At 73.2% G+C, this 24,180-nt stretch carries 22 protein-coding genes, 1 tRNA gene and 1 pseudogene; 11 read left to right on the forward strand and 13 right to left on the reverse strand.

Annotated elements, in window-relative coordinates:
* Both ADK41_RS17225 and ADK41_RS17230 read left to right on the forward strand, forming a co-directional pair.
* Complete coding sequence (locus ADK41_RS17225) at positions 1-903, forward strand: sugar phosphate isomerase/epimerase family protein (RefSeq protein WP_030831158.1); 903 nt, start codon at positions 1-3, stop codon at positions 901-903.
* Positions 904-925: 22 nt separating this feature from the next.
* Complete coding sequence (locus ADK41_RS17230) at positions 926-1,945, forward strand: Gfo/Idh/MocA family protein (RefSeq protein WP_030831161.1); 1,020 nt, start codon at positions 926-928, stop codon at positions 1,943-1,945.
* Positions 1,946-2,005: 60 nt separating this feature from the next.
* Here ADK41_RS17230 and ADK41_RS17235 read toward each other — a convergent pair whose 3' ends face one another.
* From ADK41_RS17235 to ADK41_RS17250, 4 genes are all read right to left on the reverse strand, one after another.
* Positions 2,006-3,028, reverse strand: a complete 1,023-nt coding sequence (locus ADK41_RS17235) for a Gfo/Idh/MocA family protein (protein ID WP_030831163.1) — start codon at positions 3,026-3,028, stop codon at positions 2,006-2,008.
* The gene (locus ADK41_RS17240) at positions 3,025-4,029 is read right to left on the reverse strand and encodes a Gfo/Idh/MocA family protein (protein ID WP_030831165.1); all 1,005 of its coding nucleotides are present in this window, start codon (positions 4,027-4,029) and stop codon (positions 3,025-3,027) included. The genes ADK41_RS17235 and ADK41_RS17240 overlap by 4 nt, the downstream gene beginning before the upstream one ends.
* A gap of 71 nt (positions 4,030-4,100) precedes the next feature.
* Complete coding sequence (locus tag ADK41_RS17245; RefSeq protein WP_030831167.1) at positions 4,101-4,877, reverse strand: SDR family oxidoreductase; 777 nt, start codon at positions 4,875-4,877, stop codon at positions 4,101-4,103.
* A gap of 19 nt (positions 4,878-4,896) precedes the next feature.
* Positions 4,897-6,072 (reverse strand): phytanoyl-CoA dioxygenase family protein, encoded by a 1,176-nt coding sequence (locus ADK41_RS17250; RefSeq protein WP_030831169.1) that lies wholly within the window; start codon positions 6,070-6,072, stop codon positions 4,897-4,899.
* Positions 6,073-6,179: 107 nt separating this feature from the next.
* On the opposite strand from ADK41_RS17250, the gene ADK41_RS17255 reads away from it, so the two are divergent.
* Together ADK41_RS17255 and ADK41_RS17260 are read left to right on the forward strand one after the other, a co-directional pair.
* Entirely contained in the window at positions 6,180-7,214 is a 1,035-nt protein-coding gene (locus tag ADK41_RS17255; RefSeq protein WP_030831172.1) for a LacI family DNA-binding transcriptional regulator, read from the forward strand.
* A 53-nt stretch (positions 7,215-7,267) separates the two neighbouring features.
* Positions 7,268-7,876 (forward strand): TMEM175 family protein, encoded by a 609-nt coding sequence (locus ADK41_RS17260; RefSeq protein ID WP_234318937.1) that lies wholly within the window; start codon positions 7,268-7,270, stop codon positions 7,874-7,876.
* A 204-nt stretch (positions 7,877-8,080) separates the two neighbouring features.
* Here the strand turns inward: ADK41_RS17260 and ADK41_RS17265 are convergent, their stop codons facing one another.
* Positions 8,081-9,232: a Gfo/Idh/MocA family protein gene (locus tag ADK41_RS17265; protein ID WP_030831177.1), complete on the reverse strand. Its 1,152-nt coding sequence runs from the start codon at positions 9,230-9,232 to the stop codon at positions 8,081-8,083.
* Between the two features lie 189 nt (positions 9,233-9,421).
* Between ADK41_RS17265 and ADK41_RS17270 the strand changes: the two are divergent.
* Positions 9,422-9,709, forward strand: a pseudogene (locus tag ADK41_RS17270) (GntR family transcriptional regulator); the annotation flags it as partial.
* Positions 9,710-9,892: 183 nt separating this feature from the next.
* A tRNA-Pro gene (locus ADK41_RS17275) sits at positions 9,893-9,966 on the forward strand.
* A gap of 127 nt (positions 9,967-10,093) precedes the next feature.
* On the opposite strand, the gene ADK41_RS17280 is transcribed toward ADK41_RS17275, so the two are convergent.
* Positions 10,094-10,354, reverse strand: a complete 261-nt coding sequence (locus tag ADK41_RS17280; RefSeq protein WP_030831183.1) for a hypothetical protein — start codon at positions 10,352-10,354, stop codon at positions 10,094-10,096.
* A gap of 223 nt (positions 10,355-10,577) precedes the next feature.
* Positions 10,578-11,375, reverse strand: coding sequence for an N-formylglutamate amidohydrolase (locus ADK41_RS17285; protein WP_030831186.1), 798 nt, complete (start codon positions 11,373-11,375; stop codon positions 10,578-10,580).
* Positions 11,376-11,470: 95 nt separating this feature from the next.
* On the opposite strand from ADK41_RS17285, the gene ADK41_RS17290 reads away from it, so the two are divergent.
* On the forward strand, positions 11,471-11,812 hold the full coding sequence (locus tag ADK41_RS17290; protein ID WP_030831188.1) for a DUF5713 family protein: 342 nt from the start codon (positions 11,471-11,473) through the stop codon (positions 11,810-11,812).
* A 79-nt stretch (positions 11,813-11,891) separates the two neighbouring features.
* On the opposite strand, the gene ADK41_RS17295 is transcribed toward ADK41_RS17290, so the two are convergent.
* Together ADK41_RS17295 and ADK41_RS17300 are read right to left on the reverse strand one after the other, a co-directional pair.
* On the reverse strand, positions 11,892-14,111 hold the full coding sequence (locus ADK41_RS17295; protein WP_030831189.1) for an NADP-dependent isocitrate dehydrogenase: 2,220 nt from the start codon (positions 14,109-14,111) through the stop codon (positions 11,892-11,894).
* Between the two features lie 399 nt (positions 14,112-14,510).
* On the reverse strand, positions 14,511-15,608 hold the full coding sequence (locus ADK41_RS17300; protein WP_030831192.1) for a mechanosensitive ion channel family protein: 1,098 nt from the start codon (positions 15,606-15,608) through the stop codon (positions 14,511-14,513).
* A 379-nt stretch (positions 15,609-15,987) separates the two neighbouring features.
* On the opposite strand from ADK41_RS17300, the gene ADK41_RS17310 reads away from it, so the two are divergent.
* Positions 15,988-17,871 carry an ABC transporter ATP-binding protein gene (locus tag ADK41_RS17310; RefSeq protein ID WP_030831197.1) on the forward strand — a complete coding sequence of 628 codons (1,884 nt, stop codon included), beginning with the start codon at positions 15,988-15,990 and terminating at the stop codon, positions 17,869-17,871.
* 71 nt (positions 17,872-17,942) lie between these two features.
* On the opposite strand, the gene secD is transcribed toward ADK41_RS17310, so the two are convergent.
* Genes secD through ADK41_RS17330 form a run of 4 tightly spaced genes read right to left on the reverse strand, consistent with a single transcriptional unit; the run spans position 17,943 to position 22,361 of the window.
* The gene (secD, locus tag ADK41_RS17315; RefSeq protein WP_051843365.1) at positions 17,943-20,258 is read right to left on the reverse strand and encodes a protein translocase subunit SecD; all 2,316 of its coding nucleotides are present in this window, start codon (positions 20,256-20,258) and stop codon (positions 17,943-17,945) included.
* Between the two features lie 44 nt (positions 20,259-20,302).
* Positions 20,303-20,701 (reverse strand): hypothetical protein, encoded by a 399-nt coding sequence (locus tag ADK41_RS17320; RefSeq protein WP_030831203.1) that lies wholly within the window; start codon positions 20,699-20,701, stop codon positions 20,303-20,305.
* Positions 20,698-21,384: a response regulator gene (locus tag ADK41_RS17325; RefSeq protein WP_030831206.1), complete on the reverse strand. Its 687-nt coding sequence runs from the start codon at positions 21,382-21,384 to the stop codon at positions 20,698-20,700. Before ADK41_RS17325 ends, ADK41_RS17320 begins: the two co-directional genes overlap by 4 nt.
* A complete protein-coding gene (locus ADK41_RS17330) occupies positions 21,381-22,361 on the reverse strand; it encodes a HAMP domain-containing sensor histidine kinase (RefSeq protein WP_030831209.1) in 981 nt (326 codons plus the stop codon). The genes ADK41_RS17325 and ADK41_RS17330 overlap by 4 nt, the downstream gene beginning before the upstream one ends.
* A gap of 271 nt (positions 22,362-22,632) precedes the next feature.
* Between ADK41_RS17330 and ADK41_RS17335 the strand changes: the two genes are divergently transcribed.
* From ADK41_RS17335 to ADK41_RS17345, 3 genes are read left to right on the forward strand one after another with little or no spacing between them, the layout of a single operon-like run.
* Positions 22,633-22,956, forward strand: a complete 324-nt coding sequence (locus tag ADK41_RS17335) for a TraR/DksA C4-type zinc finger protein (RefSeq protein WP_030831212.1) — start codon at positions 22,633-22,635, stop codon at positions 22,954-22,956.
* Positions 22,957-22,999: 43 nt separating this feature from the next.
* Positions 23,000-23,368: a TraR/DksA family transcriptional regulator gene (locus ADK41_RS17340; RefSeq protein ID WP_199821883.1), complete on the forward strand. Its 369-nt coding sequence runs from the start codon at positions 23,000-23,002 to the stop codon at positions 23,366-23,368.
* Entirely contained in the window at positions 23,365-24,168 is an 804-nt protein-coding gene (locus tag ADK41_RS17345) for a rod shape-determining protein (protein WP_030831217.1), read from the forward strand. The genes ADK41_RS17340 and ADK41_RS17345 overlap by 4 nt, the downstream gene beginning before the upstream one ends.
* Positions 24,169-24,180 lie beyond the last annotated feature (12 nt).

Below are 24,180 nucleotides of genomic sequence, written 5' to 3' on the forward strand. Positions count from 1 at the left end.
ATGGCAGTCGCGCTCGACCGCATCCGGGTCGGTTCCGCCCCCGACTCCTGGGGCGTCTGGTTCCCCGACGACCCGCAGCAGGTGCCCTGGCAGCGCTTCCTCGACGAGGTCGCCGAGGCCGGCTACTCCTGGATCGAACTCGGCCCCTACGGCTACCTCCCCACCGACCCGGCGCGCCTTCGCGACGAGGTGAAGAAGCGCGACCTCAAGGTCTCCGCCGGCACCATCTTCTGCGGGCTGCACCGCGGCCCGTCCGCATGGGACGCCACCTGGGAGCAGGTCGGCCGGGTCGCCGCGCTCACCCGGGACATGGGCGCCAAGCACCTCGTCGTCATCCCGTCCTTCTGGCGCGACGACAAGACCGCCGAGATCCTCGAAGCCCCGGAGCTCACCACCGAGCAGTGGGGCCACCTCACCAAGGGCATGGAACGCCTCGGCCGGGAGGTGAAGGACGCGTACGGCCTGGACATCGTCGTCCACCCGCACGCCGACACCCACATCGACACCGAGGAGCACGTCGAGCGCTTCCTCGACTCGACCGACTCCGGCCTGGTCAACCTCTGCCTGGACACCGGCCACTACGCCTACTGCGGCGGCGACAGCGTCAAGCTGATCGAGACCTACGGCGAACGCATCGGCTACCTCCACCTCAAGCAGGTCGACCCGGAGATCCTCGCCGACGTCGTCGAGAACGGGGTCCCGTTCGGGCCGGCCGTGCAGCGCGGGGTGATGTGCGAACCGCCCGCCGGCGTCCCCGACCTGGGCCCGGTGCTCACGGCCGCGCAGGAACTGGGCGTGGACCTGTTCGCCATCGTCGAGCAGGACATGTACCCCTGCGAGCCGGACAAGCCGCTGCCGATCGCCGTCCGCACCCGCAGGTTCCTCCGCTCCTGCGGCGCCTGACCACCCGGAGGGGAGGCGAGAGATGAACCGGCGCGAACCGCTCGGCATCGCCGTCATCGGCGCCGGCCGCATGGGCGCGGACCACGTACGCCGTATCGACCGGGTCGTCAGCGGCGCGCGGGTCACCGCCGTCGTGGACATCGACGCCGAACGGGCCCGGGCCGTCGCCGCGGGCGTCGACGGCTGCACCGCCCACACCGACCCGGCCGCCGCGATGGCGGCGGCCGACGTCGACGCCGTACTCGTCGCCTCCCCGGGACCGGCCCACGAGGCCGCCCTGCTCGCCGCGTTCGAGCACGACCTGCCCGTCCTGTGCGAGAAGCCGCTCACCCCCGACGCGGCCTCCGCGCTGCGCGTCATGGAAGCCGAACAGGCCCTCGGCCACCGCAGGGTCCAGGTCGGCTTCATGCGCCGCTACGACGCCGAGTACGCGGAGTTGAAGGCCCTGCTGGAGACCGGCCGGCTGGGCCGCCCGCTGATGCTGCACAACCGCCACCGCAACGTGGCCGGCCCGTCCTTCTTCACCAGTGCGATGCTCATCAGCGACTCCGTCGCCCACGAGGTCGACGCCACCCGCTGGCTCCTCGGCCACGAGATCACCGCCGTGACGGTGCTGTGCCCCACCCCCTCCTCCGGCGCCCCCGACGGACTGCGGGACCCGCAGTTCGTCGTCCTGGAGACCGACGGCGGCGCGCTCTCCGACGTGGAGATCTTCGTCAACTGCGGCTTCGGCTACCAGGTGCGGGCCGAGGTGGTCTGCGAACGCGGCACCGCCCGCATCGGCGAAGGCCACGCCCTGGTCACCGACGAGGCCGGCCACTGGGGCGGCGCCATCGCCCAGGACTGGACCGACCGCTTCGCCCAGGCCTACGACGACGAGATCCGGACCTGGGTCGACGCCACCCGCCGCGGTGAGGTCACCGGCCCCAGCACCTGGGACGGCTACGCCGCGGCGGCCGTCTGCGAGGCGGGGGTACGGGCGCTGGAGGAGGGCGGCCGGGTGGAGGTCGACCTCGTGGAGAAACCGGCGCTGTACCGCTGACGCCGCGCGATACGGCCGCTCCTCGGGGGGCGGCCGTATCCGTGCGTGCCCTGGGGCGCCTCAGCCACCGAGCGCCGTACGGGGCCGCGGGCCGAGCCCGGCGGCCTCGTAGCACGCGTCGATCAGCCGCATCGTCGCCACCGCGTCGTCCGCGTCCAGCGGGAGCGCCACGCCCTCGCGCACCCGGGCGGCGAACGCCTCCAGTTGGTACGTGTACGACGACCGGGTGCCGAGGTGTTCCGTGCGTTCGCCGTCCGGAGTGCGGACGACGATGCGGTCGTCCCGCTGCGGGAGCACGAAGTTCGGGGCCGTCGCCTCGCCCCGGCTGCCGACGACCCGCATGCTCATCTCCAGCCGGTCGTACGCCATGTGGCAGCGGACGCCGCCCGTCGCGCCGGACGGGAACTCCAGGCCGGCGTCCAGCCACTCGTCCACGCCCGGCGCCCCCTCCCGCTCACCGGCCCGCGCGGACAGCAGGCGCGGGGCGCCGCCCGCCCAGGGGGCGAGCATGCGCAGCGCGTGCACGCCGTAGCAGCCGAGGTCCATCAGGGCCCCGCCGGCCAGGGACAGCGACCAGCGCGGGTCGGCCGCCTCGGGGGCGGGGGTCGCCACCATGGCCTCCACACGGCGGAGTTCGCCCAGCTCACCGGAGGCCAGCAGTTCGTGCAGCCGCCGGGTGACCGGATGGAACAGATAGTGGAAGGCCTCCATGAAGACCGTGCCGGACCTCGCCGCCGCCTCCCGCACCTCCTCCGCCTCCGTCGCGTTGCTCGCCGACGGCTTCTCGCTCAGGACGTGCTTGCCGGCCGCCGGCGCCGCCAGGTTCCACGGGCCGTGCAGACCGTTGGCGAGCGGGTTGTAGACCACGTCGACCTCGGGGTCGGCCAGCAGTTCGGCGTACGAGCCGAGGGTCCGCTCCACGCCGTGGGCCGAGGCGAACGCCTCCGCGCGGGAGCGGTCGCGGGCGGCCACCGCGACCAGGCGGTGGCCGCCCGCCCGGGCCGGGGCGACGAGGGAGCGCTCGGTGATCCGCGCGGCTCCCAGGATTCCGATGCGCAGGGGTTCCCGGCCGGACTCGCTCATGTCCGCCGTACCTCCTCGATGGTGACGGGACGGTGCTCGTGCAGCGACAGTGTGCACGCCTCGGCGATCCAGCCCGCCTCCAGGGCGTCCGCGACCGTGCACGGCGAGGGGCGGGTACCGGCCACGACCTCGGTGAACACGGCCAGCTCGGCACGGTAGGCGGCCGTGAACCGGTCCATGAAGAAGTCGTGCGGGGTGCCCGCCGGAAAGGTCGTGCCCGGCTCCACCGACCGCAGCGGCAGCCTGTCCTCCAGACCCACCGCGATGGAGTCCGCGAAGCCGTGGATCTCCATGCGGACGTCGTGCCCCCGGCCGTTGTGGCGGCTGTTGGAGACCACGGCGAGAGTGCCGTCGTCCAGGGTGAGGACCGCGCCGGTGGTGTCGGCGTCGCCCGCCTCCCTGATGTAGTCGGCGCCCCGGTTGCCGCCGGCCGCGTACACCTCGGTCACCTCGCGGCCGGTCACCCAGCGGATGATGTCGAAGTCGTGCACCGAGCAGTCCCGGAAGATGCCCCCGGACGCGGCGACGTACGCGGCCGGCGGGGGCGCCGGGTCCAGCGTGGTCGAGCGCACGGTGTGCAGCGTGCCCAGCTCCCCGCTCCGTACGGCCGCCCGCGCGGCGGCGAAGCCCGCGTCGAAACGGCGGTTGAAGCCGATCTGGATCGGCACGCCACGGCCCTCGACCGCCTTCAGCACCGCCACGCCCTCGGCCATGGTGCGGGCCACCGGCTTCTCGCAGAAGACGGGCACGCCCGCCTCCACACAGGCCAGGATCAGCGCCGGGTGCGCGTCGGTCGCGGCGGCGACGACCACACCGTCCACCCCGGCGGCGAGCAACGCCTCGGGGGAGTCCGCGACCTCGGCGCCGAACCGTTCGGCGGCGGCCTTCGCGGCGTCCGTGAACGGGTCGGAGACGACGAGGGACTCGACGGCGCCGAGCCCGGTGAGGGTCTCGGCGTGGAAGGCGCCGATACGGCCGAGGCCGAGGATTCCGATGCGCATGGGGGACGGTGCTCCTTGCTTGCGGGTTCGTACGAGTGGGGCGTGTGGGGCGTGCGGGGCGTGCGGGGAGGTCAGTCGAGGCCGCCGAGGACGTTCTGGTCCCAGTCGATCACGGAGCCGGTGACCACCCCGGAACGGTCGGAGAGCAACAGGACCACGAAGTCGGCGATCTCGTCCGGCTGGCCGAGCCTGCCCATCGGCAGCCGCGCGGCGGCCTGTTCGCGCCAGTCGTCCCCGGCGCCGTGGAAGGCGCGCTGGGTGGCGTCCTCGCCCTCGGTGGCGGTCCAGCCGATGTTCAGGCCGTTGATCCGGATCCGGTCCCAGCGGTGGGCGTGCGCCGCGTTCCTGGTGAGGCCGATGAGCCCCGCCTTCGCGGCGACGTACGGCGCCAGGAACGGCTGCCCGCCGTGCGCAGACGAGGTGATGACGTTGACGACCGTGCCGGGCGCCGCGCGCCGCACCATGTCGGCGACGGCGGCCTGCATGGCGAAGAACGGCGCCCTGAGGTTGATCGCGATGTGCTGGTCGAACAGTTCGGGTGTGGTGTCGAGCAGCGTTCCGCGCGAGGTCAGGCCCGCGGAGTTCACCAGGCAGTCGACCCGCCCGTGCGCCTCCACCACCCGTGCGACACATGCCGTGGCCTGCTCGGCGTCCGTCAGGTCGGCCCGTACGAACATCGCCTGGCCGCCCGCGGCGGCCAGTTCGGCCGCCAGCGCCTCACCCGGCTCCGGGCGCCGCCCGCTCACGGCCACGACCGCGCCCTCGCGGCCCGCGGCCCGCGCGACGGCCGCGCCGACGCCCTGGCTGCCGCCGTTGACGAGGACGACCTTGTCGTCGAGGAGTCCCATGCCGGTGACCGGGTTCCTCTCAGCTCTCGCGCCGCTTGGCGCCGGCCCGCAGTGCGTCCCGCAGGGCCCGGGCGGTCCACCCCTCGCGCAGGGCGCGGCGTACGACGTCGGCCTGCGAGGGCGGGGCCAGGCCCTCGACCGGCGGGTCGCTGTCGAGGTTGGTGGGGAAGGGGTAGCCCTCGGCGCTCGCCGCGATCACGTTCTCCAGCCACCGCTCGCCGGCGCCCTCGGCCTTGCGCCTGAGGAGCACCGGGTAGACGGCGCCCGCCACGGCCTCGCGGTCCACCGTCTCCATCGCCCGGCCGAACGCCGAGGACACCTGGAGCAGGTTGGCCGTGCGCCGGACGTCCGCCGAGTGGTTGGCGCCGGCGGCGTGGAACAGGGCCGGGTTGAAGAACACCGCGTCGCCCTTGGCCAGGGGAAGTTGCACGTGGTGCTCCTCGAAGTACGCCCGGAACTCCGGCAGTCGCCAGGCGAGGTAGCCCGGCTCGTACTTCTGCGAGTGCGGCAGGTACAGCGTGGGACCGGACTCGACGGGCATGTCGCAGTGCGCCACCGCGCCCTGGAGGGTGAGCACGGGGGAGAGGCGGTGCACGTGCGCCGGGTAGGCGGCGGCGGCCTCGTTGGAGAGGAAGCCGAGGTGGTAGTCGCGGTGCGCGGTCTGCGCCGCGCCGCCCGGGTTGACCACGTTGACCTGGGAGGTGACCTGGTAGCCGGGGCCGAGCCAGGCCGAGGAGACCAGGGCGATCGTCTCGTTGCCGTAGTAGTCGGCGAACGCCTCGGGATCGTACAGGGCCGCCTTCTCCAGGGCGTTCCACACCCGGTCGTTGGCGCCCGGCCTGGCGAAGTGGTCGCCGGCGCCGGCGCCCGAGGCGCGCTGCTCGGCGATCAGGGCGTCGAACACGGCGGTGGTCCGGTCCACCACGGCCGGGTCGGCGAAGGCACCGCGGATCACCACGATGCCGGGGCCGTCCGCGAACGCGCGCACCAGCTCGGCCTGGACGGCACGGCGGTCGGCGAGGGCGAGCCGGTCGGCGTCGTACAGCGGTACGTTCCGCTCCACGGCACTGGCGTGCGGGTGGTCGGCGAGAACGGTCGGCTGCTCCACCAGGGCGCGGAAGGCGTCCAGGTCGCAGTCCTGCTCGGACAGCCGGGCGGCCGGCGCGGGCGTCTGCGGGTAAGCGGAGGCGGACATGGGGCCGTCCCTTCGGGTCACGGAGCGACGCGGCTGATGTCATTCTTGTCAGCACAAAGCCTTCGGACAACCAGCAGCAAGCCATCAAAAACCCCTCAGGAGCGGATGTGGGCCATCCCTTCCCGATCCGGGAAATCGCACGTCAGGCCGGGTTGAGCGAGGCCACGGTGGACCGGGTCCTCAACGGCCGGGGCGGAGTGCGGGAGAGCACCGCGCGGGAGGTGCACCGGGCGATCGCCGACCTGGACCGGCAGCGCACCCAGGTCCGGCTGGTCGGCCGGACCTTCATGGTGGACATCGTGATGCAGTCGCCGGAGCGGTTCTCCACCGCCGTGAGGGCCGCCCTGGAGGCCGAACTGCCCTCCCTGCACCCGGCGGTGGTCCGCTCCCGCTTCCACTTCCGGGAGACCGGCCCGGCGGGCGAACTGGTCGCCGTCCTGGACCGGATCGGCCGGCGCGGCTCCCAGGGCGTCCTCCTCAAGGCGCCCGACGTCCCCGAGGTCACCGCGGCCGTCGGCCGGCTCGCGGCGGCCGGCGTCCCGGTGGTGACCCTGGTGACGGACCTGCCCGCGAGCGCCCGGATCGGTCACGTCGGCAGCGACAACCGCGCCGCGGGCGCGACCGCCGCCCACCTCGTGGGGCAGTGGCTGGGCGACCGCCCCGGCAATGTGCTCACCAGCCTCTCCAGCGGCTCCTTCCGCAACGAGGAGGAGCGCGAGATGGGCTTTCGCGCCACCATGCGCGTCCGGCACCCCGGGCGGAGCCTCGTCGAGATCGCCGAGGGGCAGGGCCTGGACGCCACCCAGTACGACCTGGTCCGGGCCGCCCTGGAACGCGACCCGGAGATCCGGGCGGTCTACTCGATCGGCGGCGGCAACATCGCCACCCTGCGCGCCTTCGAGGACGCCGGACGCGAGTGCGCGGTGTTCGTGGCGCACGACCTCGACCACGACAACACCCGGCTGCTGCGCGAGCACCGGCTGTCCGCCGTGCTTCACCACGATCTGCGGCACGACCTGCGCGAAGCCTGCCACCTGGTGATGCGCGCCCACGGCGCCCTGCCGCCCGCAGGCCCCACCCTGCCCTCGGCCGTCCAGGTGGTGACCCCCTACAACATGCCGCCCCCGACGGCGGCGGGGTGACGGCCGGGCGTGTAACTCCGTGCTGCGGGCCGGATCTGCCTACCGTCGTGCGCATGAGGAATCCGACCCCGGAAGGCGGGCCCGAGCGGCTGATCACGCTCGCCGACGGCGTGTTCGCCATCGCCATCACCCTGCTGGTCCTGGACATCTCCGTGCCGCAGGGGCTGGGCTCCGAGGAGTTCCATCAGGCCCTGAGCGACACGCTGCCCGACCTGGGCGCCTACGGGATCAGTCTGGCGGTGCTGGGCGGCTTCTGGCGCGACCACCGGGCGATCTTCCGCACGGTCCGGCAGGTGGACGGGCAGGTGATCTCGCTGACCTTGCTCGGTCTGGGCCTCGCGGCACTGCTGCCGTTCCCGACCGCGCTGGTCTCCGAGTACGGCGACGAACGCGCCTCGGTGATCGTCTACGCGGTGGCGGTGGCCTCGCTCGGCGCCGTCCACCTGGCGCTGGCCGTCCTCGTCGCCCGGCGCCCCTGGCTGCGCGGCGGAGCCGCACCCGCGCGGGACGAGCTGCTCTACGCCGTCGACCTGGGGGCGACGGTGGCGGTGTTCCTGGTGACCGTCCCGCTCGCCCTGGCCATCGGTCCCGCCGCCATGTGGTGGTGGCTGGTGCCGGTGAAGGTGTGGCTGGGCCGGCGCGAGAACGCCCGGGCGGAGTGACCGCTTTCTCTTCGCCCCCGCCGCCCTTTCCCTCCCCACCGTCCTTCAAGGGGCGCTGCCCCTTTGACCCCGACGTGCGGGTGGGTGGGGGCTGTTCGCGCAGTTCCCCGCGCCCCTCATAGGGGCGCGGGGAACTGCGCATGGGGGTCTGGGGGCGCAGCCCCCGGGGACGGGGAGGGAAGGGGCGGCGGGGGCGAGGAAAGGTCAGAGCGCCACCCAGGCCCCGCTCTCCGCCGACCGCGCCATCGCGTCCAGCGCCACCGCACTGTGCACCGCGTCCGCGAGCCCCGCCCCGTAGGGAACCCCCTCCGCGACGGAGCGCAGGAACCGGTACGCCTCGATCACCTTCAGATCGTCGTACCCCATGGCGTTCGCCGCCCCCGGCTGGAACGCCCCGAACTCCCCGTGCCCCGGGCCGACGTGGACCGTGCTGACGGGCTGGTCCTGGTAGCCGGTCCCCCGGCTGACGCCCAGTTCGTTCATCCGGCGGAAGTCCCAGAACACCGCCCCCTCGGTGCCGTGCACCTCGAAGCCGTAGTTGTTCTGCTCGCCGACCGACACCCGGCAGGCCTCCAGCACCCCGCGCGCACCGGAGGCGAACCGCAGCAGACAGCTGACGTAGTCCTCGTTCTCCACCGGGCCGAGTTCACCGCCGGCCGCGCGGGAGTGACCGGCCGTGGCGCCCGAGGGACGGGCCCGCTCGGGCAGGAAGACCGCCGTGTCCGCGGTCAGCGAGGCGATGTCGCCGAGCAGGAAACGGGCCAGGTCCACACCGTGCGAGGCCAGGTCGCCGAGCACCCCGCTGCCCCCGCGCTTCCGCTCGTAACGCCAGGACAACGCACCCTCGGGATGGGCCGCGTAGTCGCTGAAGAGACGGATGCGGGCATGCGTGACGGTGCCGATGTCACCGGAGGCGATCAGCTCGCGGGCCGCCTCCACGGCGGGCGCGTTGCGGTAGTTGAAGCCGACCGTCCCCTGGACCCCGGCCCCGGCGACCGCGTCCGCGACCGCGCGGGCGTCGTCCGCGCCCAGACCCACCGGCTTCTCGATCCAGATGTGCTTGCCGGCCTCCGCCATCGCGACACCGATCTCGCGGTGCAGGAAGTTCGGGGCGGTGATGCTGACGGCCCGCACCCGGGGATCGGCGGCCACCTCCCGCCAGTCGCGGGTCGTCGAGGCGAACCCGAACCGGTCGGCGGCCTCCTCGGCCCGGCCCGGCACCTCCTCGGCGACCGTGACCAGCTCCGGACGGAGGGCGAGCTGCGGATAGTGGTGCCGCACGCGTGCGTACGCCTGGGTGTGCACCCGCCCCATCCAGCCGAATCCGACGACGGCGACGCCCAGCGCATCCACCATGAAAGCCTCTTTCCCGGCCCGGTCCGTGTCCTGTCCGCTCACCCTCTGCGGGGATCCTGCGTCATGTCAACCTTTTGACAGGACAATGCGCACACCGGAAGTGGTGCCCGCGATACGGCGAACGGAATGGTCGACCATCCTGTCCGGCTGGGTGCGCGTTCGACAGGCACCCACTCGGGGAGGGCGACCATGCCGGACCGAGCCCGTCCGGGCACCGGGGAGCGGGCCGAACAGCTTGCGCCCGGGCAGCCGCGGGAGGCGATCCTGCACGGCGAGACGGCGTCGGCGCAGCGGCTGGTGGAGAACGAGCTCGCCGAGCGGTTCGGCGTGCCCCGGGCCGGCATCCGGGCCGCGCTGATCGAGCCGGGGTCCCAGGGGCTCGTGGAGCGGATCCGCGACCGTGGTTCACGGGTGCGGGCGGTGACCGTGGAGGAAGCGGTCGCCATCACCGAGTGCCGCCCGGTCCCGGGCGGTCTCCGCACAGGGCACGGTCAAGGCCGCCGGCGGCACGGCGGACTTCACCGCGGCCGTCGACACCACCCTGTCCACCCGTCGCCGACCGCGCGTACGCCGTCGGCCGCGCACCTCCGTCCCCGTGCCACCGTGTACATGAGGTACTGTTGACCTGCGTGATCACGCGGTTCACCGCGCGATCCGCATCGGGACGTGGCGCAGCTTGGTAGCGCACTTGACTGGGGGTCAAGGGGTCGCAGGTTCAAATCCTGTCGTCCCGACGTGCAAGGGGCCGTCGGCCTCGATCAGGGTCTCGCCCCACTTCGGTGGGGCGAGACCCTTCGATCGTTCGAGGGGCCGCCGATCGGGGGGAGCTCCGTATGCGGGGTACCGGTCCGGGACCGCACGTCAGCGGCGGATCGTCGCGTCGGCCGCGGAGGGCTGAGCAATCGGCAGAGCCACGCGCTGCGCGGCCTCGACGCCCGCGTGGCCGAGCCGACCTTCGACTCGCTGGCCGACGCCATCCCGGTCGGGCGCCACGGACGTGCCGCGCCTGCTCGCCTTCGCCGCCGGTGAGGTGACGCCGGACGTCGAGGTGGCCGAGGAGGTCCTCAGGGGCCGCGGGCCGGAGCGCCGACCCACGTCCACCCGCAGCGCCGTCGTCGTCACGGAGTGGCTTTGCGCCCGAGCCGGCCGGGGCGGGTCCGCGGCTTCGGAGGACTCGTCCCCGCGCCGTACACGCCGACGTGCGGGGCCGCCGCGCCCCGCACCGCGGCTGTCCCGTGCCGACCGCCGTTTCGGCGCGGGACGCGCCGGCCCGTGGCGCCGTCCGGGCCCGGACCCGGACGCGTGACACGGGTGTCCCGAGCACGCGGGGCGGAGGCCGCCGGTGTCAGCGGGAAGCCGCGTCGATCAGGGTGGCGAGTGCCGAGGCGAGGCGGGACAGGCCCTCTCCCGCGGGGCCGCCCGGCTCGGTCATGTAGGTGTCCCGGCGGATCTCCACCATCAGGGCGGACACCTCCGCCCGCTTGCCGTAGAACTCCAGCGGTACGTACGTCCCGGCGAACGGGCTGTCCAGTCCCGTCTCCCCGCACGGCGCGAACGCCTCGCGGGCGGCGTCGAGCAGCGCGGGCGGGGTGTGGAAGGAGTCGGTGCCCAGGCAGACCTCCGGCCGCGGCCCGTCGCCGTGCAGTTCGTAGGGCAGCGGCGCGCTCGGATACGAGTGCACGTCGATGATCACGGCCCGCCCGGTCGCCGCGAGCCGGCCGGCGACGGCTTCCGTCATCGCCCGCGCGTACGGCCGGAAGTACCGCTCGATCAGCGGCTCGGGGTCGAAACCGTCGGGCCGCAGCACGTCCTTGTGCGTGGTCCGGGTGTAGACCGCGCCCATCCCGACGGCCAGCATCTCCTCCCGCTCGTCCGGGAACCGCTCGGGATCGACGACCAGCCGCGACAGCCGGTTCACGAACCGCCACGGCGTGAGGCCGGCCGCCCGGGCCGCCTCCTCGGCGATCGACGCGGTGTGCGAGTCGGTGATGTGATCGAGCTCCCGCTCCAGCCCGGCACCGTCCAGCACGATCCCGGAACGCACGTCCCCCGGTATTTCCCGCGAGGAATGCGGCACGTGCAGGATCACGGGGGAGTCCGGATCACCGGAGAGGAACGCGAAGGACGACGACACATCGGTCATGCAGGTGCTCCAAAGGCATTGTCAGTGGTTCACGACATGATCAACCGTGCCATACGGCACTGACAACGCCCACCGTCGAAGGACCGAGGACCACCATGCCGATCAGCAACGAACAGGTGACCGCCCACCCGTTCCTGCGCGCCCTGTACCGGGACGCCTACTACCCCGACCACGTGGTGGACCGCGGCCGGGCCGTCCTGCTCGCCCTCTGCGAGCGCATCGAGGCGGACCGCCCCGCCGACCTCGCCGCGCTCTACGCCCTGACCCACGCCGCCACCGAGGAGTTCAATGACCTCCAGGACGTCTTCGTGGAGGCCGGCAGTGAGATCGAGACGGTGGCCCGGGAAGAGATAGCCGAGGAGTTCTGGTTCGTCGCCCGGGCCTACGGCTTCGCCGACGCCGACGTCGAGGAGCTCATCGCCCCGCGCGACTGGTGAGCCGCCACGCGGCGGAGACGGCTCCGCCCCGGCCGGGCACATGGCCGGCCGGGGCGGAGCGCCAAGGGGGACGCTCGCGTCAGCTCAGGGACGCCAGCGCCTCGTTCCACGTGGTGGACGGGCGCATGACCGCGGCGGCCTTGGCCGGGTCGGGCTGGTAGTAGCCGCCGATCTCGGCGGGCTTGCCCTGGACGGCGTTCAGCTCCTCGACGATCTTCGCCTCGTTGGCGGTGAGCGTCTCGGCGAGCGGGGCGAAGGCCTTCGCCAGGTTCGCGTCGTCGCTCTGCGCGGCTAGCTCCCGCGCCCAGTACAGGGACAGGTAGAAGTGGCTGCCGCGGTTGTCGATGCCGCCGACGCGACGGGTCGGGGACTTGTCCTCGTTGAGGAAGGTCGCCGTGGCGCGGTCGAGGGTGTCGGCGAGGACCTTGGCCCGGGTGTTGCCCGTGGCCTCGGCATACTGCTCCAGGGACGGCACCAGCGCGAAGAACTCACCGAGGGAGTCCCAGCGCAGGTAGTTCTCCTTGACCAGCTGCTGCACGTGCTTCGGCGCGGAGCCGCCGGCGCCCGTCTCGAACAGGCCGCCGCCCGCCATCAGCGGGACGACCGACAGCATCTTGGCGCTGGTGCCCAGCTCCAGGATGGGGAACAGGTCGGTGAGGTAGTCGCGGAGCACGTTGCCGGTCACCGAGATGGTGTTCTCGCCGCGGCGGATGCGCTCCACCGACAGCTTGGTCGCCTCGACCGGGTTCAGGACGCGGATGTCCAGGCCCTCGGTGTCGTGCTCCGAAAGGTACTGCTTCACCTTGGCGATCAGGTTGGCGTCGTGCGCGCGGTCCTCGTCCAGCCAGAAGACCGCCGGGTCGCCGGTGGCGCGGGCGCGGGTGACGGCCAGCTTCACCCAGTCGCGGATCGGGGCGTCCTTGGTCTGGCAGGCGCGGAAGATGTCACCGGCGGAGACGGCCTGCTCGAGGACCGCGTCGCCGTTGCCGTCGACCAGGCGGACCGTGCCCGTGGTGGGGATCTCGAAGGTCTTGTCGTGGCTGCCGTACTCCTCGGCCTTCTGCGCCATCAGACCGACGTTCGGGACCGAGCCCATGGTGGACGGGTCGTAGGCGCCGTTGGCCCGGCAGTCCTCGATCACGGCCTGGTAGACGCCGGCGTAGCTGGAGTCCGGCAGGACGGCGAGGGTGTCGGCCTCCTGGCCGTCCGGGCCCCACATGTGGCCGGAGGTGCGGATCATGGCCGGCATGGAGGCGTCGACGATGACGTCCGAGGGGACGTGCAGGTTGGTGATGCCCTTGTCGGAGTCGACCATCGCCAGCTGAGGGCCCTCGGCGAGCTCCGCGTCGAAGGACGCCTTGATCTCGGCGCCCTCGGGCAGGGCCTCCAGACCCTTGTAGATGCCGCCCAGACCGTCGTTCGGGGTGAGGCCGGCCGCGGCGAGCTTGTCGCCGTACCGCGCGAACGTCTTCGGGAAGAAGGCGCGCACCACGTGGCCGAAGACGATCGGGTCGGAGACCTTCATCATCGTGGCCTTCAGGTGCACGGAGAACAGCACGCCCTCCTGCTTGGCGCGGGCGACCTGCGCGGTCAGGAACTCGCGCAGCGCGGCGACGCGCATCACGGAGGCGTCGACGACCTCGCCCTTCAGGACGGGCACGGACTCGCGCAGCACCGTGGTGGTGCCGTCGTCGCCCTTGAGCTCGATGCGCAGCGCGCCGTCCTCGGCGATGACGACCGACTTCTCGGTGGAGCGGAAGTCGTCCGCGCCCATGGTGGCGACGTCGGTCCTGGACTCGGCGCTCCAGGCGCCCATGCGGTGCGGGTGGGTCTTGGCGTAGTTCTTCACCGAGGCGGGTGCGCGGCGGTCGGAGTTGCCCTCGCGCAGCACCGGGTTGACGGCCGAGCCCTTGACCTTGTCGTAACGGGCGCGGATCTCCCGCTCCTCGTCGGTCTTCGGGTCGTCCGGATAGGCCGGAAGCGCGTAACCCTGGCCCTGCAGTTCGGCGATCGCGGCCTTGAGCTGCGGGATCGACGCCGAGATGTTCGGCAGCTTGATGATGTTGGCCGCCGGAGTCTTGGCCAGCTCACCGAGCTCCGAGAGGGCGTCCGGGATGCGCTGGTCCTCGGCCAGGTACTCAGGGAACAGGGCGATGATGCGCCCGGCCAGCGAGATGTCACGCGTCTCCACGGCGACACCCGCCTGCGAGGCGTACGCCTGGACCACCGGCAGGAAGGAATACGTCGCCAGGGCCGGGGCCTCGTCAGTGTGCGTATAGATGATGGTCGAGTCAGTCACCGGGTGCTCCGCTCCACGTCTGCAACATTGCTCGACATCAAGATATCTCGTGATCGACCGGGGCTCGACAGGGGTCCGCGCCGACTTCCGGTCCAGGGTCTTCCTCCCGGACCGGGCCGGCTCCGGGCGACGGCACCTCGCGGTCGGGCCGGGCGGGGGCGATGAGGCCCCCCGCCCGGGCGGAGCCGGGAGCGGGGGAAGCGTGCGGCCGCGAGGCGGAGGGGGCGTCAGGGCGGAGCCCAGGCAATCGCCGACAGCGCCGCCGTGGGCGCCACCCGCGCCCTTCGGGCAGGGGGGAGCGCGTGCCGGACCCCGCGACCCCGGCGGGATCCGGAAGGCGGACCCTCGCTCCCGCCACGCTCCTTCCGGCGTGGCGGGAGGTCATCCGGGACGGTGGGGTCAGATCGGCCGGGTGGTGGTCATGTCGTCCGGGGCGGAGTCCGTGTCGCGCTGCCGGGGGAAGACCACGGAGCCCTGCTGGAGCGCCACCGTCCGCGCCGGCGACGGGATGCGGACGCCCTCCTCGCGGTAGCGGCGGTGCAGGCGCTTGATGAACTCGTGCTTGATCCGGTACTGGTCGCTGAACTCGCCGACGCCCAGGATGACGGTGAAGCCGATGCGGGAGTCCCCGAAGGTGTGGAAGCGCACCGCGGGCTCGTGCTCCGGCACGGCGCCGGTGATCTCCGTCATCACCTCGGCGACGACCTCCTTCGTCACCCGCTCCACCTGCTCCAGGTCGCTGTCGTAGGACACCCCGACCTGCACCAGGATGGTCAGCTGCTGCTCGGGACGCATGAAGTTGGTCATGTTCGTCTTGGCGAGCTGCGCGTTCGGGATGACCACCAGGTTGTTGGACAGGCTGCGGACCGTCGTCTGGCGCCAGTTGATGTCCTCGACGTAGCCCTCCTCGCCGCTGCTCAGCTGGATGTAGTCCCCGGGCTGCACGGTCTTGGAGGCGAGGATGTGGATGCCCGCGAACAGGTTGGCGAGCGTGTCCTGCAGCGCCAGCGCGACCGCCAGACCGCCGACGCCCAGGGCGGTGAGCAGCGGGGCGATCGAGATGCCCAGCGTCTGCAGCCCCACCAGGAAACCGATCGCCAGGACCAGGATCCGGGTGATGTTCATGAAGATGGTCGCCGACCCGGCGACACCGGAGCGGGACTGGGTGACCGAGCGCACCAGCCCCGCCACCACCCGGGCCGCCGAGATCGTGGCGGCGAAGATGACCATCAGCGTCAGCACCTGGTTGACGTTGTGCTGCACGGTGCGGGTCAACGGCAGCGCCGCCGCCGCGGAGGCGGCGCCGCCCGCGATCGCCGCCCACGGCGCGATCATGCGCAGCGCGTCCACGAGGACGTCGTCCCCGCGCCAACTGGTGCGCTCCGCCAGTCGGTCCAGCCGGCGCAGCAGCACCCGCAGCAGGAACGCCGCCAGCAGGCCGGCCGCGAGGGCGATGCCGGCGTACACCAGGTCGTGGCCGGTGAGCGCGCGGGTCACCGCCCACCTCCGGCGAACGCCCTGGCCGACGGCCGTATGTGAAGTCGTGTCACGTGTCGTCACCTGCTTGGTTTCTACGGGATGTACGTCGCGCCGGCCGTCCCTGACCCGCGGTCGGCGCGATCGCTCATCCTGCCGTATCCCGCGGGGCGGTTCGTACCGGCCCGGCCCCGCTCCGCCGGTCGGATCACCTTCGGCCGGACCAGCGCGCCCGGCGTCGACGCCCCCGGCGGCAGCGGCAGTCACACCGTGGTGACCCGGAAGGCCGGCGCCACCGCCGTGGCCGGCGCGGCGGCCCCGCCCACCGCCACTGACGGCCGGGCATCGGGACCGGAGCGTCCTTGACCTCAATCATGCTCGAGGTCCTACCTTCGTCCGCATGAGCATGGAGACCACAGCGTGGACACAACTGCGCAGCGTCATGACCGCCGAGGACGAGCACCGCCCCCTCAGCAGGGCGACGCTGCGCCGCATCGGAGCCTTCGCCCGCCCGCACCGCCGCCGTCTGATCCTGTTCGTGCTCCTCGGCACGGCGACCGCGGCGCTCGCCGTCGCCACCCCCGTACTCGCCGGGCGCGTCATGGACACCATCGTCTCCGCCGGCGACGAGGCCACGGTGGTCCGGCTGGCCCTGCTCATCGCGCTGATCGCGGTCGTGGAGGCGGCCCTCGGCGTACTCGGCCGCAGACTGTCGGCGGCCCTCGGCGAGGAACTCATCCTCGACCTGCGGACCGCGGTCTTCGACCACGTACAGCGGATGCCGGTCGCGTTCTTCACCCGCACCCGTACGGGAGCGCTCGTCTCCCGTCTCAACAACGACGTCATCGGCGCCCAGCGCGCCTTCAGCAACACCCTGTCCACCGTGGTCGGCAACCTGGTCACCCTGGTTCTCGCCCTCGCCGTGATGCTCACCCTGTCCTGGCAGATCACCCTGCTCGCGCTGGTCCTGCTGCCGGTGTTCGTGCTCCCGGCCCGCCGCATGGGCCGCCGCATGGCCGGCATGCAGCGCGAGGCGGCCGCCCTGAACGCGGCCATGGGCACCCGGATGACCGAGCGGTTCTCCGCACCCGGCGCCACCCTGGTCAAGCTGTTCGGACGTCCCGAGGAGGAGTCCGCCGAGTTCGCGGTCCGCGCCCGCCGGGTGCGGGACATCGGCGTGCGTACGGCCACGGCGCAGACGGTGTTCATCACCGCGCTGACCCTCGTCTCCGCCCTCGCCCTCGCCCTGGTCTACGGCCTCGGCGGCCGGCTCGCCCTCGGCGGCACCCTGGAGCCGGGCGCCGTCGTGGCGCTGGCGCTGCTGCTGACCCGGCTGTACGCGCCGCTCACCTCGCTCGCCGGGGCACGGGTGGAGGTGATGAGCGCGCTGGTCAGCTTCGAGCGGGTCTTCGAGATCCTGGACCTCGAACCGCTGATCCGGGAGCGGCCCGACGCGCGCGAGGTGCCCGAGGGACCGGTCTCCGTCGAGTTCGACGACGTCCGCTTCGGCTACCCGTCCGCCGACAAGGTCTCCCTGGCCTCCCTGGAGGAGGTCGCCACCCTCGACGCGCGCGGCGGTGAAGAAGTCCTGCACGGCGTCTCCTTCCGCGCCGAACCCGGGCAGACCGTCGCCCTCGTCGGCTCCTCCGGCGCGGGCAAGTCGACCGTCGCCCAGCTCCTGCCACGGCTGTACGACGTCGACTCCGGCGCCGTACGCGTGGGCGGCGTCGACGTCCGCGACCTGACCGCCGCCTCGCTGCGCGCCACTCTCGGCATGGTCACCCAGGACGGCCACCTCTTCCACGACACGGTGCGCGCCAACCTGCTCCTGGCCCGGCCGGAGGCCGACGAGTCCGAGCTGTGGGACGCCCTGCGCCGGGCCCGCCTCGACGCCCTCGTACGGTCCCTGCCCGACGGTCTGGACACGGTGGTCGGCGAACGCGGCTACCGGCTCTCCGGCGGGGAGCGCCAGCGGATGACCATCGCCCGGCTGCTGCTGGCGCGCCAGCGCGTGGTCATCCTCGACGAGGCCACCGCACACCTGGACAACACCTCCGAGGCGGCCGTGCAGGAGGCGCTCACGGAGGCGCTGGAGGGCAGGACGGCGGTGGTGATCGCCCACCGGCTGTCCACCGTCCGCACCGCCGACCTCATCCTGGTCGTCGAGGCCGGCCGGATCGTGGAACGCGGCACGCACGAGCGGCTGCTGGCCGCCGACGGCCGCTACGCCGAGCTGTACCGCACCCAGTTCGCACGGCGGCCGGGGGAGGCGGTGGTGGCGTAGCGGCGATGCCGCGCGAAGGGGGAGGGCCGCCCGCACGGGCGGCCCTCCCCCCTTCCGTTCTCCGTCCGCTCCTACCGTGCCCGCGCGGCGGCCTCGGTCCGGTCCGGGCGCTCCACGGCGCCGGGCCTCGCCCGCCCGGAACCGCTCCGGCCACGACCCCGGCCGCCCTTGCCGCCGCCGGTGTACGCGTCGAGCACGACGGCGAGCGGCGAGGCGGTCAGGACCGACGAGTACGTGCCCACGAGCATGCCGATCAGCAGCGCGAGCGCGAAGTCGGTGAGCGAGTCGCCGCCCAGCAGGGCCAGCGCGGCCAGGATGAAGAGCACACCGATGCCGGTGTTGACCGTACGGGGCACAGTCTGCAGGATCGCCTGGTTGGTGACCTGGGACAACGGCGCCTTGCCGTCCTTGCGCCACAGTTCGCGGATCCGGTCGAAGACCACCACGGAGTCGTTCACCGAGTAACCGATCACGGTGAGCAGCGCGGCCAGGAACACGCCGTCGATCGGCTTGCCCAGCCAGGCGAAGACGCCGGTGAGGATCACCACGTCGTGCGCCAGGGCGGCCACCGCCCCCGTACCGAACATCCAGCGGAACCGGAAGGCCAGGTACAGCAGCTGGGCGCCGAGGGCCAGGCCGAGCGCGATCAGCGCGTTGCGCCGCAGCTCGTCGCCGAGGCTCGGGCCGATCAGCTCGTCGCGGACCTTCTCCGCCCCGCCGCCGACCTCCGCGACGGCGTCGGCCACCTCGACCGCCTCCGCGTTGGTCAGCTCCTCGGTGCGCACCGTCAGCTTGTCCTCGCCGGAGGACTGCACGACCGCCTGCGGGAAGCCGGCGTCGGCCAGGGCCTCGCGGGCCCGGTCCGGGTCGACGGTGCTGCCGGTGGAGTACTCGATGAGGCGGCCGCCGGTGAATTCCACACCGAAGTTCAGCCCGCGCACCACGACGCCCGCGCCGGCGACGGCGAGCACCACGGCGGACACCGCCAGCCAGCGGCGCGGGCGCCGCATCAGCTGCGGGTCGCGGCGGGTGAGATACGCGCGGACCCGGCCGATGGAGGCCAGACCGGTGACCTTCGGCCGGCGGTGCACCCAGCGGCGGGCCACGGCGAACTCGGCCAGCACCCGGGTGATCACCAGGGCGCTGATCATGGAGGCGAGCACACCGATGCCCAGCGTGACACCGAAGCCCTTGACCGGGCCGGAGGCGAGCAGGAACAGCAGCGCCGCCGCGATCAGCGTGGTGACGTTGGAGTCCGCGATGGCGCTGAAGGCGCCCTTGAACCCGGCGGTCAGCGCCGAGCGGCCGCTGGGCCGGTTGCGCTTGCCGTACTCCTCCCGGGCCCGTTCGAAGACCAGCACGTTGGCGTCCACGGCCATGCCGATGGCCAGCACGAAACCGGCGAGGCCGGGCAGGGTCAGGGTCGCGCCGAGGGCCGCCAGACCGGCGTAGGAGATCAGGCCGTAGCAGAGCAGGGCCAGGGTGGCGAGGACCCCCATGAGCCGGTACACGACGATGACGAAGACCGCGGTCAGCGCGGTGCCGACGACGGCCGCCCAGGCGCTCGCCTCGATGGCCTCGGCGCCCAGCGTCGGGCCCACGGTCCGCTGCTCCACCGTCTCGACCGGCACCGGCAGGGCGCCGCCCTTGACCAGCAGGGCGAGCTCCTTGGCCTCGTCGCTGGTGAAGGAACCGGTGATCTGGGTGGACCCGCCGGTGATGCCCGCGCCGCAGGCGACGGACGGGTCGACCTGCGGTGAGGAGATGATCTTGTCGTCCAGCACGATCGCGACCCGGCGCTGCGGGTCGCCCGCCGGACGGCAGGCGGCCTCGCCGGTCAGCTTCGCCCAGCCCTCGCCGTCCTCGAAGTCCACGGTGACGTGCCAGCCGGCACCGCTCTGCGGGTCGAAGCGGCCCTCCGCGTCCTTCACGTCCTGGCCGGTGAGCGACGCGGCGGCCAGCCGCAGCCGCTCGCCGGACTGCTCGTCGGGCAGGACGCGTTCGCCCTCCGCCCGCGCCTCGTCGGACCCGGTGGCGGTGCCGAGCACCGGGTGCACGGACAGCTGCGCGGTACGGCCGAGGACGTCGGCGGCCTGGCGCGGATCCTGCACGCCGGGCAGCTCGACGATGATCCGGTTGTCCCCGGAGCGGACGATGCCCGGTTCGGCGACACCGAGCGCGTCGACCCGGCCGCGCAGCACCTCCAGGGCGCGGTCGGTGGCCTCCCCGTCGGCCTTCACGGTTTCGGTGGAACGGGTCTCCAGCACGATCTGGGTGCCGCCCCGCAGATCCAGGCCCAGACGGACCGGAACGGTGACGGCGATGAACACGGATGCGGCGATCACGGCGAGCGCGAACAACGCCCTGACGCGGGCGGGACGTTTCACAGATGCCTCCAGCAGGCACGCGGAAAAGAGTGAAGAGGGGAATCTCAGGTGCTGGAGGCCGTGGGCGGGGCGCGCCCCAGGTCCGACGGCATGTGCGCGGCGGCGGGCGGCGCGTGCCCGGCCGCCGGCGCGGGCCGGGCGGGCCGGGGCGGGACCGGCGGCGTGTACGCCGCGGTGAAGAGCAGGTGACCGGCGGGTACCGTCCGCTCACCGGCGTCCCGTTCCGGCCGGGTGAGCGGGGTGCGGGCGCCGACGTAGGCGTCGTCGCCGTACGGACGGGTGTCGGACTGGTACGCCGACGGGGCGGGCGACGCCGCGGCGGGGACGAGGTCCGCGGCGTGGGCGAACCCGAGGGTCAGCAGCACGGCCGCGAACGCGGCGAGGGCCGCCGCGGCGGCCCGGTACGGAAGGCGGGCGGAGCGTCCCCGCCGGTCGGCGGTCAAGGTTCGACGAGCCCGGCGCGGATGGCGTAACGGGTCAGTTCGAGGCGGTCCCGGAGCCCCAGCTTGTGCAGCAGGTTCTCGCGGTGCCGCTGGACCGTCTTGACGCTGATGAACAGCAGCTCGGCGATCTCCTTCGACGAGTGGCCCTCGGCGACGAGCTTGAGCACCTCCTCCTCGCGGGGGGTCAGCAACTGCTCCGGCGCCTCCTCGCCGTGCCGCACCCGGTCGAGGTAGTTGCGGATCAGGGCGGTCACCGCGCCCGGGTACAGGAACGGCTCGTCCCGCATCGCGGCCCGGCAGGCGGCGACCAGATCGCGGTCCGCGACGGACTTCAGCACATAACCGCCGGCCCCGGCCTTGAGCGCCTGGAACAGGTACTGCTCGTTGTCGTGCATCGTCAGCATCAGGATGCGCAGCCCCGGCTTCAGCGCGGTCAGCTCGCGGGCGGCCTGCAGACCGGTCAGCCGCGGCATGGCGATGTCCAGGACGGCCAGGTCGACGTCGTGGGTGCGGGCCATGGCGATCGCCTCCGCGCCGTCACCCGCCTCGGCGACCACTTCCAGGTCCGGCTCCCGGTCGAGGATGAGCCGCACGCCACGCCGCACCAGCGCGTGGTCGTCGGCGAGCAGGATCCGGATCGTGGTGTCCGGCCGGTGGTCGTCGTGGGTGTCCTGGTGGTTCATGACTGCTTCCTGGCGGCGGTGGGCACGGTCAGCCGGATCCGGGTGCCGGACGGTGGCGCGGAGGTCTCGTCGGGACTGGCGATGTCCAGTGTGGCCCCGATCAGCAGGGCCCGTTCCCGCATTCCGCGAAGTCCGGCGCCCTCGTGCGCGGCCCCGATGCCGCGGCCGTCGTCGGCCACCTCGAGGACGACGCACCCGTCGGCGCCGCGCAGGCTCACCTCCACGCACCGCGCCTCGGCGTGCCGCGCGGCGTTGGTCAGGCCCTCCTGCGCCACCCGGTAGATCACCAGCTCCGCCTCGTGGTCGAGAGCGGGCAGATCGGGGGCGAAGCGGCGCAGCACGCGCAGCCCGGTGTGCGTGGCGAACTCGGTGGCCAGCGAGGTGACCGCGCTGACCAGACCCAGATCGTCCAGCACGCCCGGACGCAGCCGGCGCACCAGCCGGCGGACCTCGTCGAGGCTCTCCCGGGTGATCTCCTGCGCCTGCTGGAGCTCGCCGCGCAGCGGCTGGGACGCCTCGTCGGCCGCCCGTTTCAGGGCCAGCAGCACGGCGGTCATGCTCTGCCCGACCTCGTCGTGCAGCTCCTGGGCGATACGGCGCCGCTCGCCCTCCTGGGCGAGGATGGCGCGGGCGCTGCTCGCGACGCGTTCCCCCTCCAGCCGCTCCAGCATCGAGTTGAACGTGCTGACCAGTTCGGCGACTTCCCCGCCGCCGCGCACCGGCAGCCGCTGGCCGGGACGCAGCAGGTCGACGGTGGTCATCAGCCGCGTCACCCGGTCCAGCGGGGCGAGGCCGATGCGCAGCAGGGCGGCGTTGGCGACGAGCATGACGCCGAGGCCGCCCACCAGGATCACCGCCTCGGTCAGCAGCACCGGAACGGACACGGTCACCGGAGCCCACAGCAGCAGCGCGGTGGCGCCGCCCAGCACCACCGCGTTGAGCCCGAAGATCCGCCAGTACAGGGACACGGAGGTCACGCCTTCCTCTTTCTCGTCTGCCTCTACTGTCGGTCACCGCGCCCACGAACGCGGCTGCGGCCCCCTTGTCCCGGCGGACACCGGCCAGCGTGCACCAGGGACGGGCTCCGGTCGATGGGCCCCGCGCCCCATTTCCCGCGGCCCGCCCGACCCATGCCGCCCGGGGTGGGTCCTCGGACCCCGCGCAGATGGGTACCGCGCCCGATGGGCGCCGGGACGGAAACGGGCGAGGGTGAGGACATCACCCGTACGTCATCCAGGAGGACCGTCCGTGTCGCTCGACCTGTCCCGCACCGAACCCCGTTCCGCCCACCCGGCCGCCGACGAGGTCCGGCAGCGCCTCGAACACGCCCGCACGACGCGGCTGGCGCAGCTCAAGGCCCTCGACGAAACGGGGCAGAGCCCGGGCGACCACCTGATGTCCAACCAGAAGGACGCCATCAACCGTGTCCTGAGGGAGATCGACGAGGCGTTCGCGCGCGTCGAGGACGGCACCTACGGCATCTGCCTGGGCTGCTCCAAGTCCGTACCGCCGGAGCGGCTGGAGATCCTCCCGCACACCCGGTACTGCGTCGGCTGCCAGGGCCGCGCCTGACCCCGTCCGTCCTCCTCTCCCGCTCTGCCCAAGGGGTGCAGTGGTGACCCACCAGACCATCGGCGAGCGCGACACGGTCCTCACCCCCGAGGACCTCGCCGCGCTGCGCGAGAACCTGCACGAGCAGCGGCTGTTCCGGCAGGAGCAGCTGCGGCAGTTCGCCGTCCACTCCTCGGACCGCGCCGACGACCGCCGCCGGACGGACGCCGCCCGGATCGAGGTGGGCGTCAAGCTCGCGGCGTCCGCCCGCATGGTGCTCGCCGACGTCGAGGCGGCGCTCGCCCGGATGGACTCCGGGCAGTACGGCACCTGCCACCTGTGCCGCCGCGCCGTCGAACGCCACCGCCTGCTGATCGTCCCCCAGGCCCGCTACTGCGGGCGCTGCCAGCAGGTGAGGGAGGCCGGCCGGTGACCGTGATCCGGCGTTCCCTCCCGACACCGGCACGGCACCGGCACTGGCCGCTGTGCCGGCGCTGCTCGGGTATCGCTCTCGACCTGGGCAGCGCCCGCACACGCGCGTGGATCGCCGGGCGGGGCATGGTCCTCGACGTGCCCACCGTGACCTTCCCGGGCACCGGCGCGATCCACCCCATCCAGCGCGGCACCATCGTCGACACCCCCGGCACGGCCCGGATGCTGGAGCGGCTGCTCGGGCACCGGCTGCCCCGGCTCGGCCGCCCCCTGGTCGTGGTCACGGCGCCGGTCCTGGACGGGCTCGCCTTCCGGACCGCCGCCCGCACCGCCGTCGAGGTCCTCCGTCCGCGCGCCGTGCTGACCGTCCCCGGCGCCCGCGCGGTGGCCCTGGCCGCGGGCGCCGACCACATCCGTCCGCTGCTCGTCGTGGACATCGGCGCCCACCTCACCGAAGTGGTGCTGCTCGTGGACGGCGCGGTGACCGACGCCCGCCGCGCCGCGCTGGGCACCGCAGACCTGGCCGACGGCACACCACCCGGCGACATCACCGCCGCGGTGGCCGACATGGTGGCCGCGATGCGGCGCCAGGACCGCACCGCGCTCACCCGCACCGCCCTGCGCCGGGGAGTCCTCCTGGCCGGCGGCGGCGCGCTGCGTCCCGACATCACCCGTGACCTCCCCGCCGGCCTCGGCTGCGCGGTCCAGCAGGTCCCGTCGCCGCACACCGCCGCCGTCCGGGGCGCCGCCGGCCTCCTCGCCGCGGCGCACCACCACCCCTCGGTCACCGGAACCGTCTGACCGCCCCTCTGC

It is taken from the genome of Streptomyces caelestis (assembly GCF_001279005.1).
Taxonomy (GTDB): domain Bacteria; phylum Actinomycetota; class Actinomycetes; order Streptomycetales; family Streptomycetaceae; genus Streptomyces; species Streptomyces heliomycini.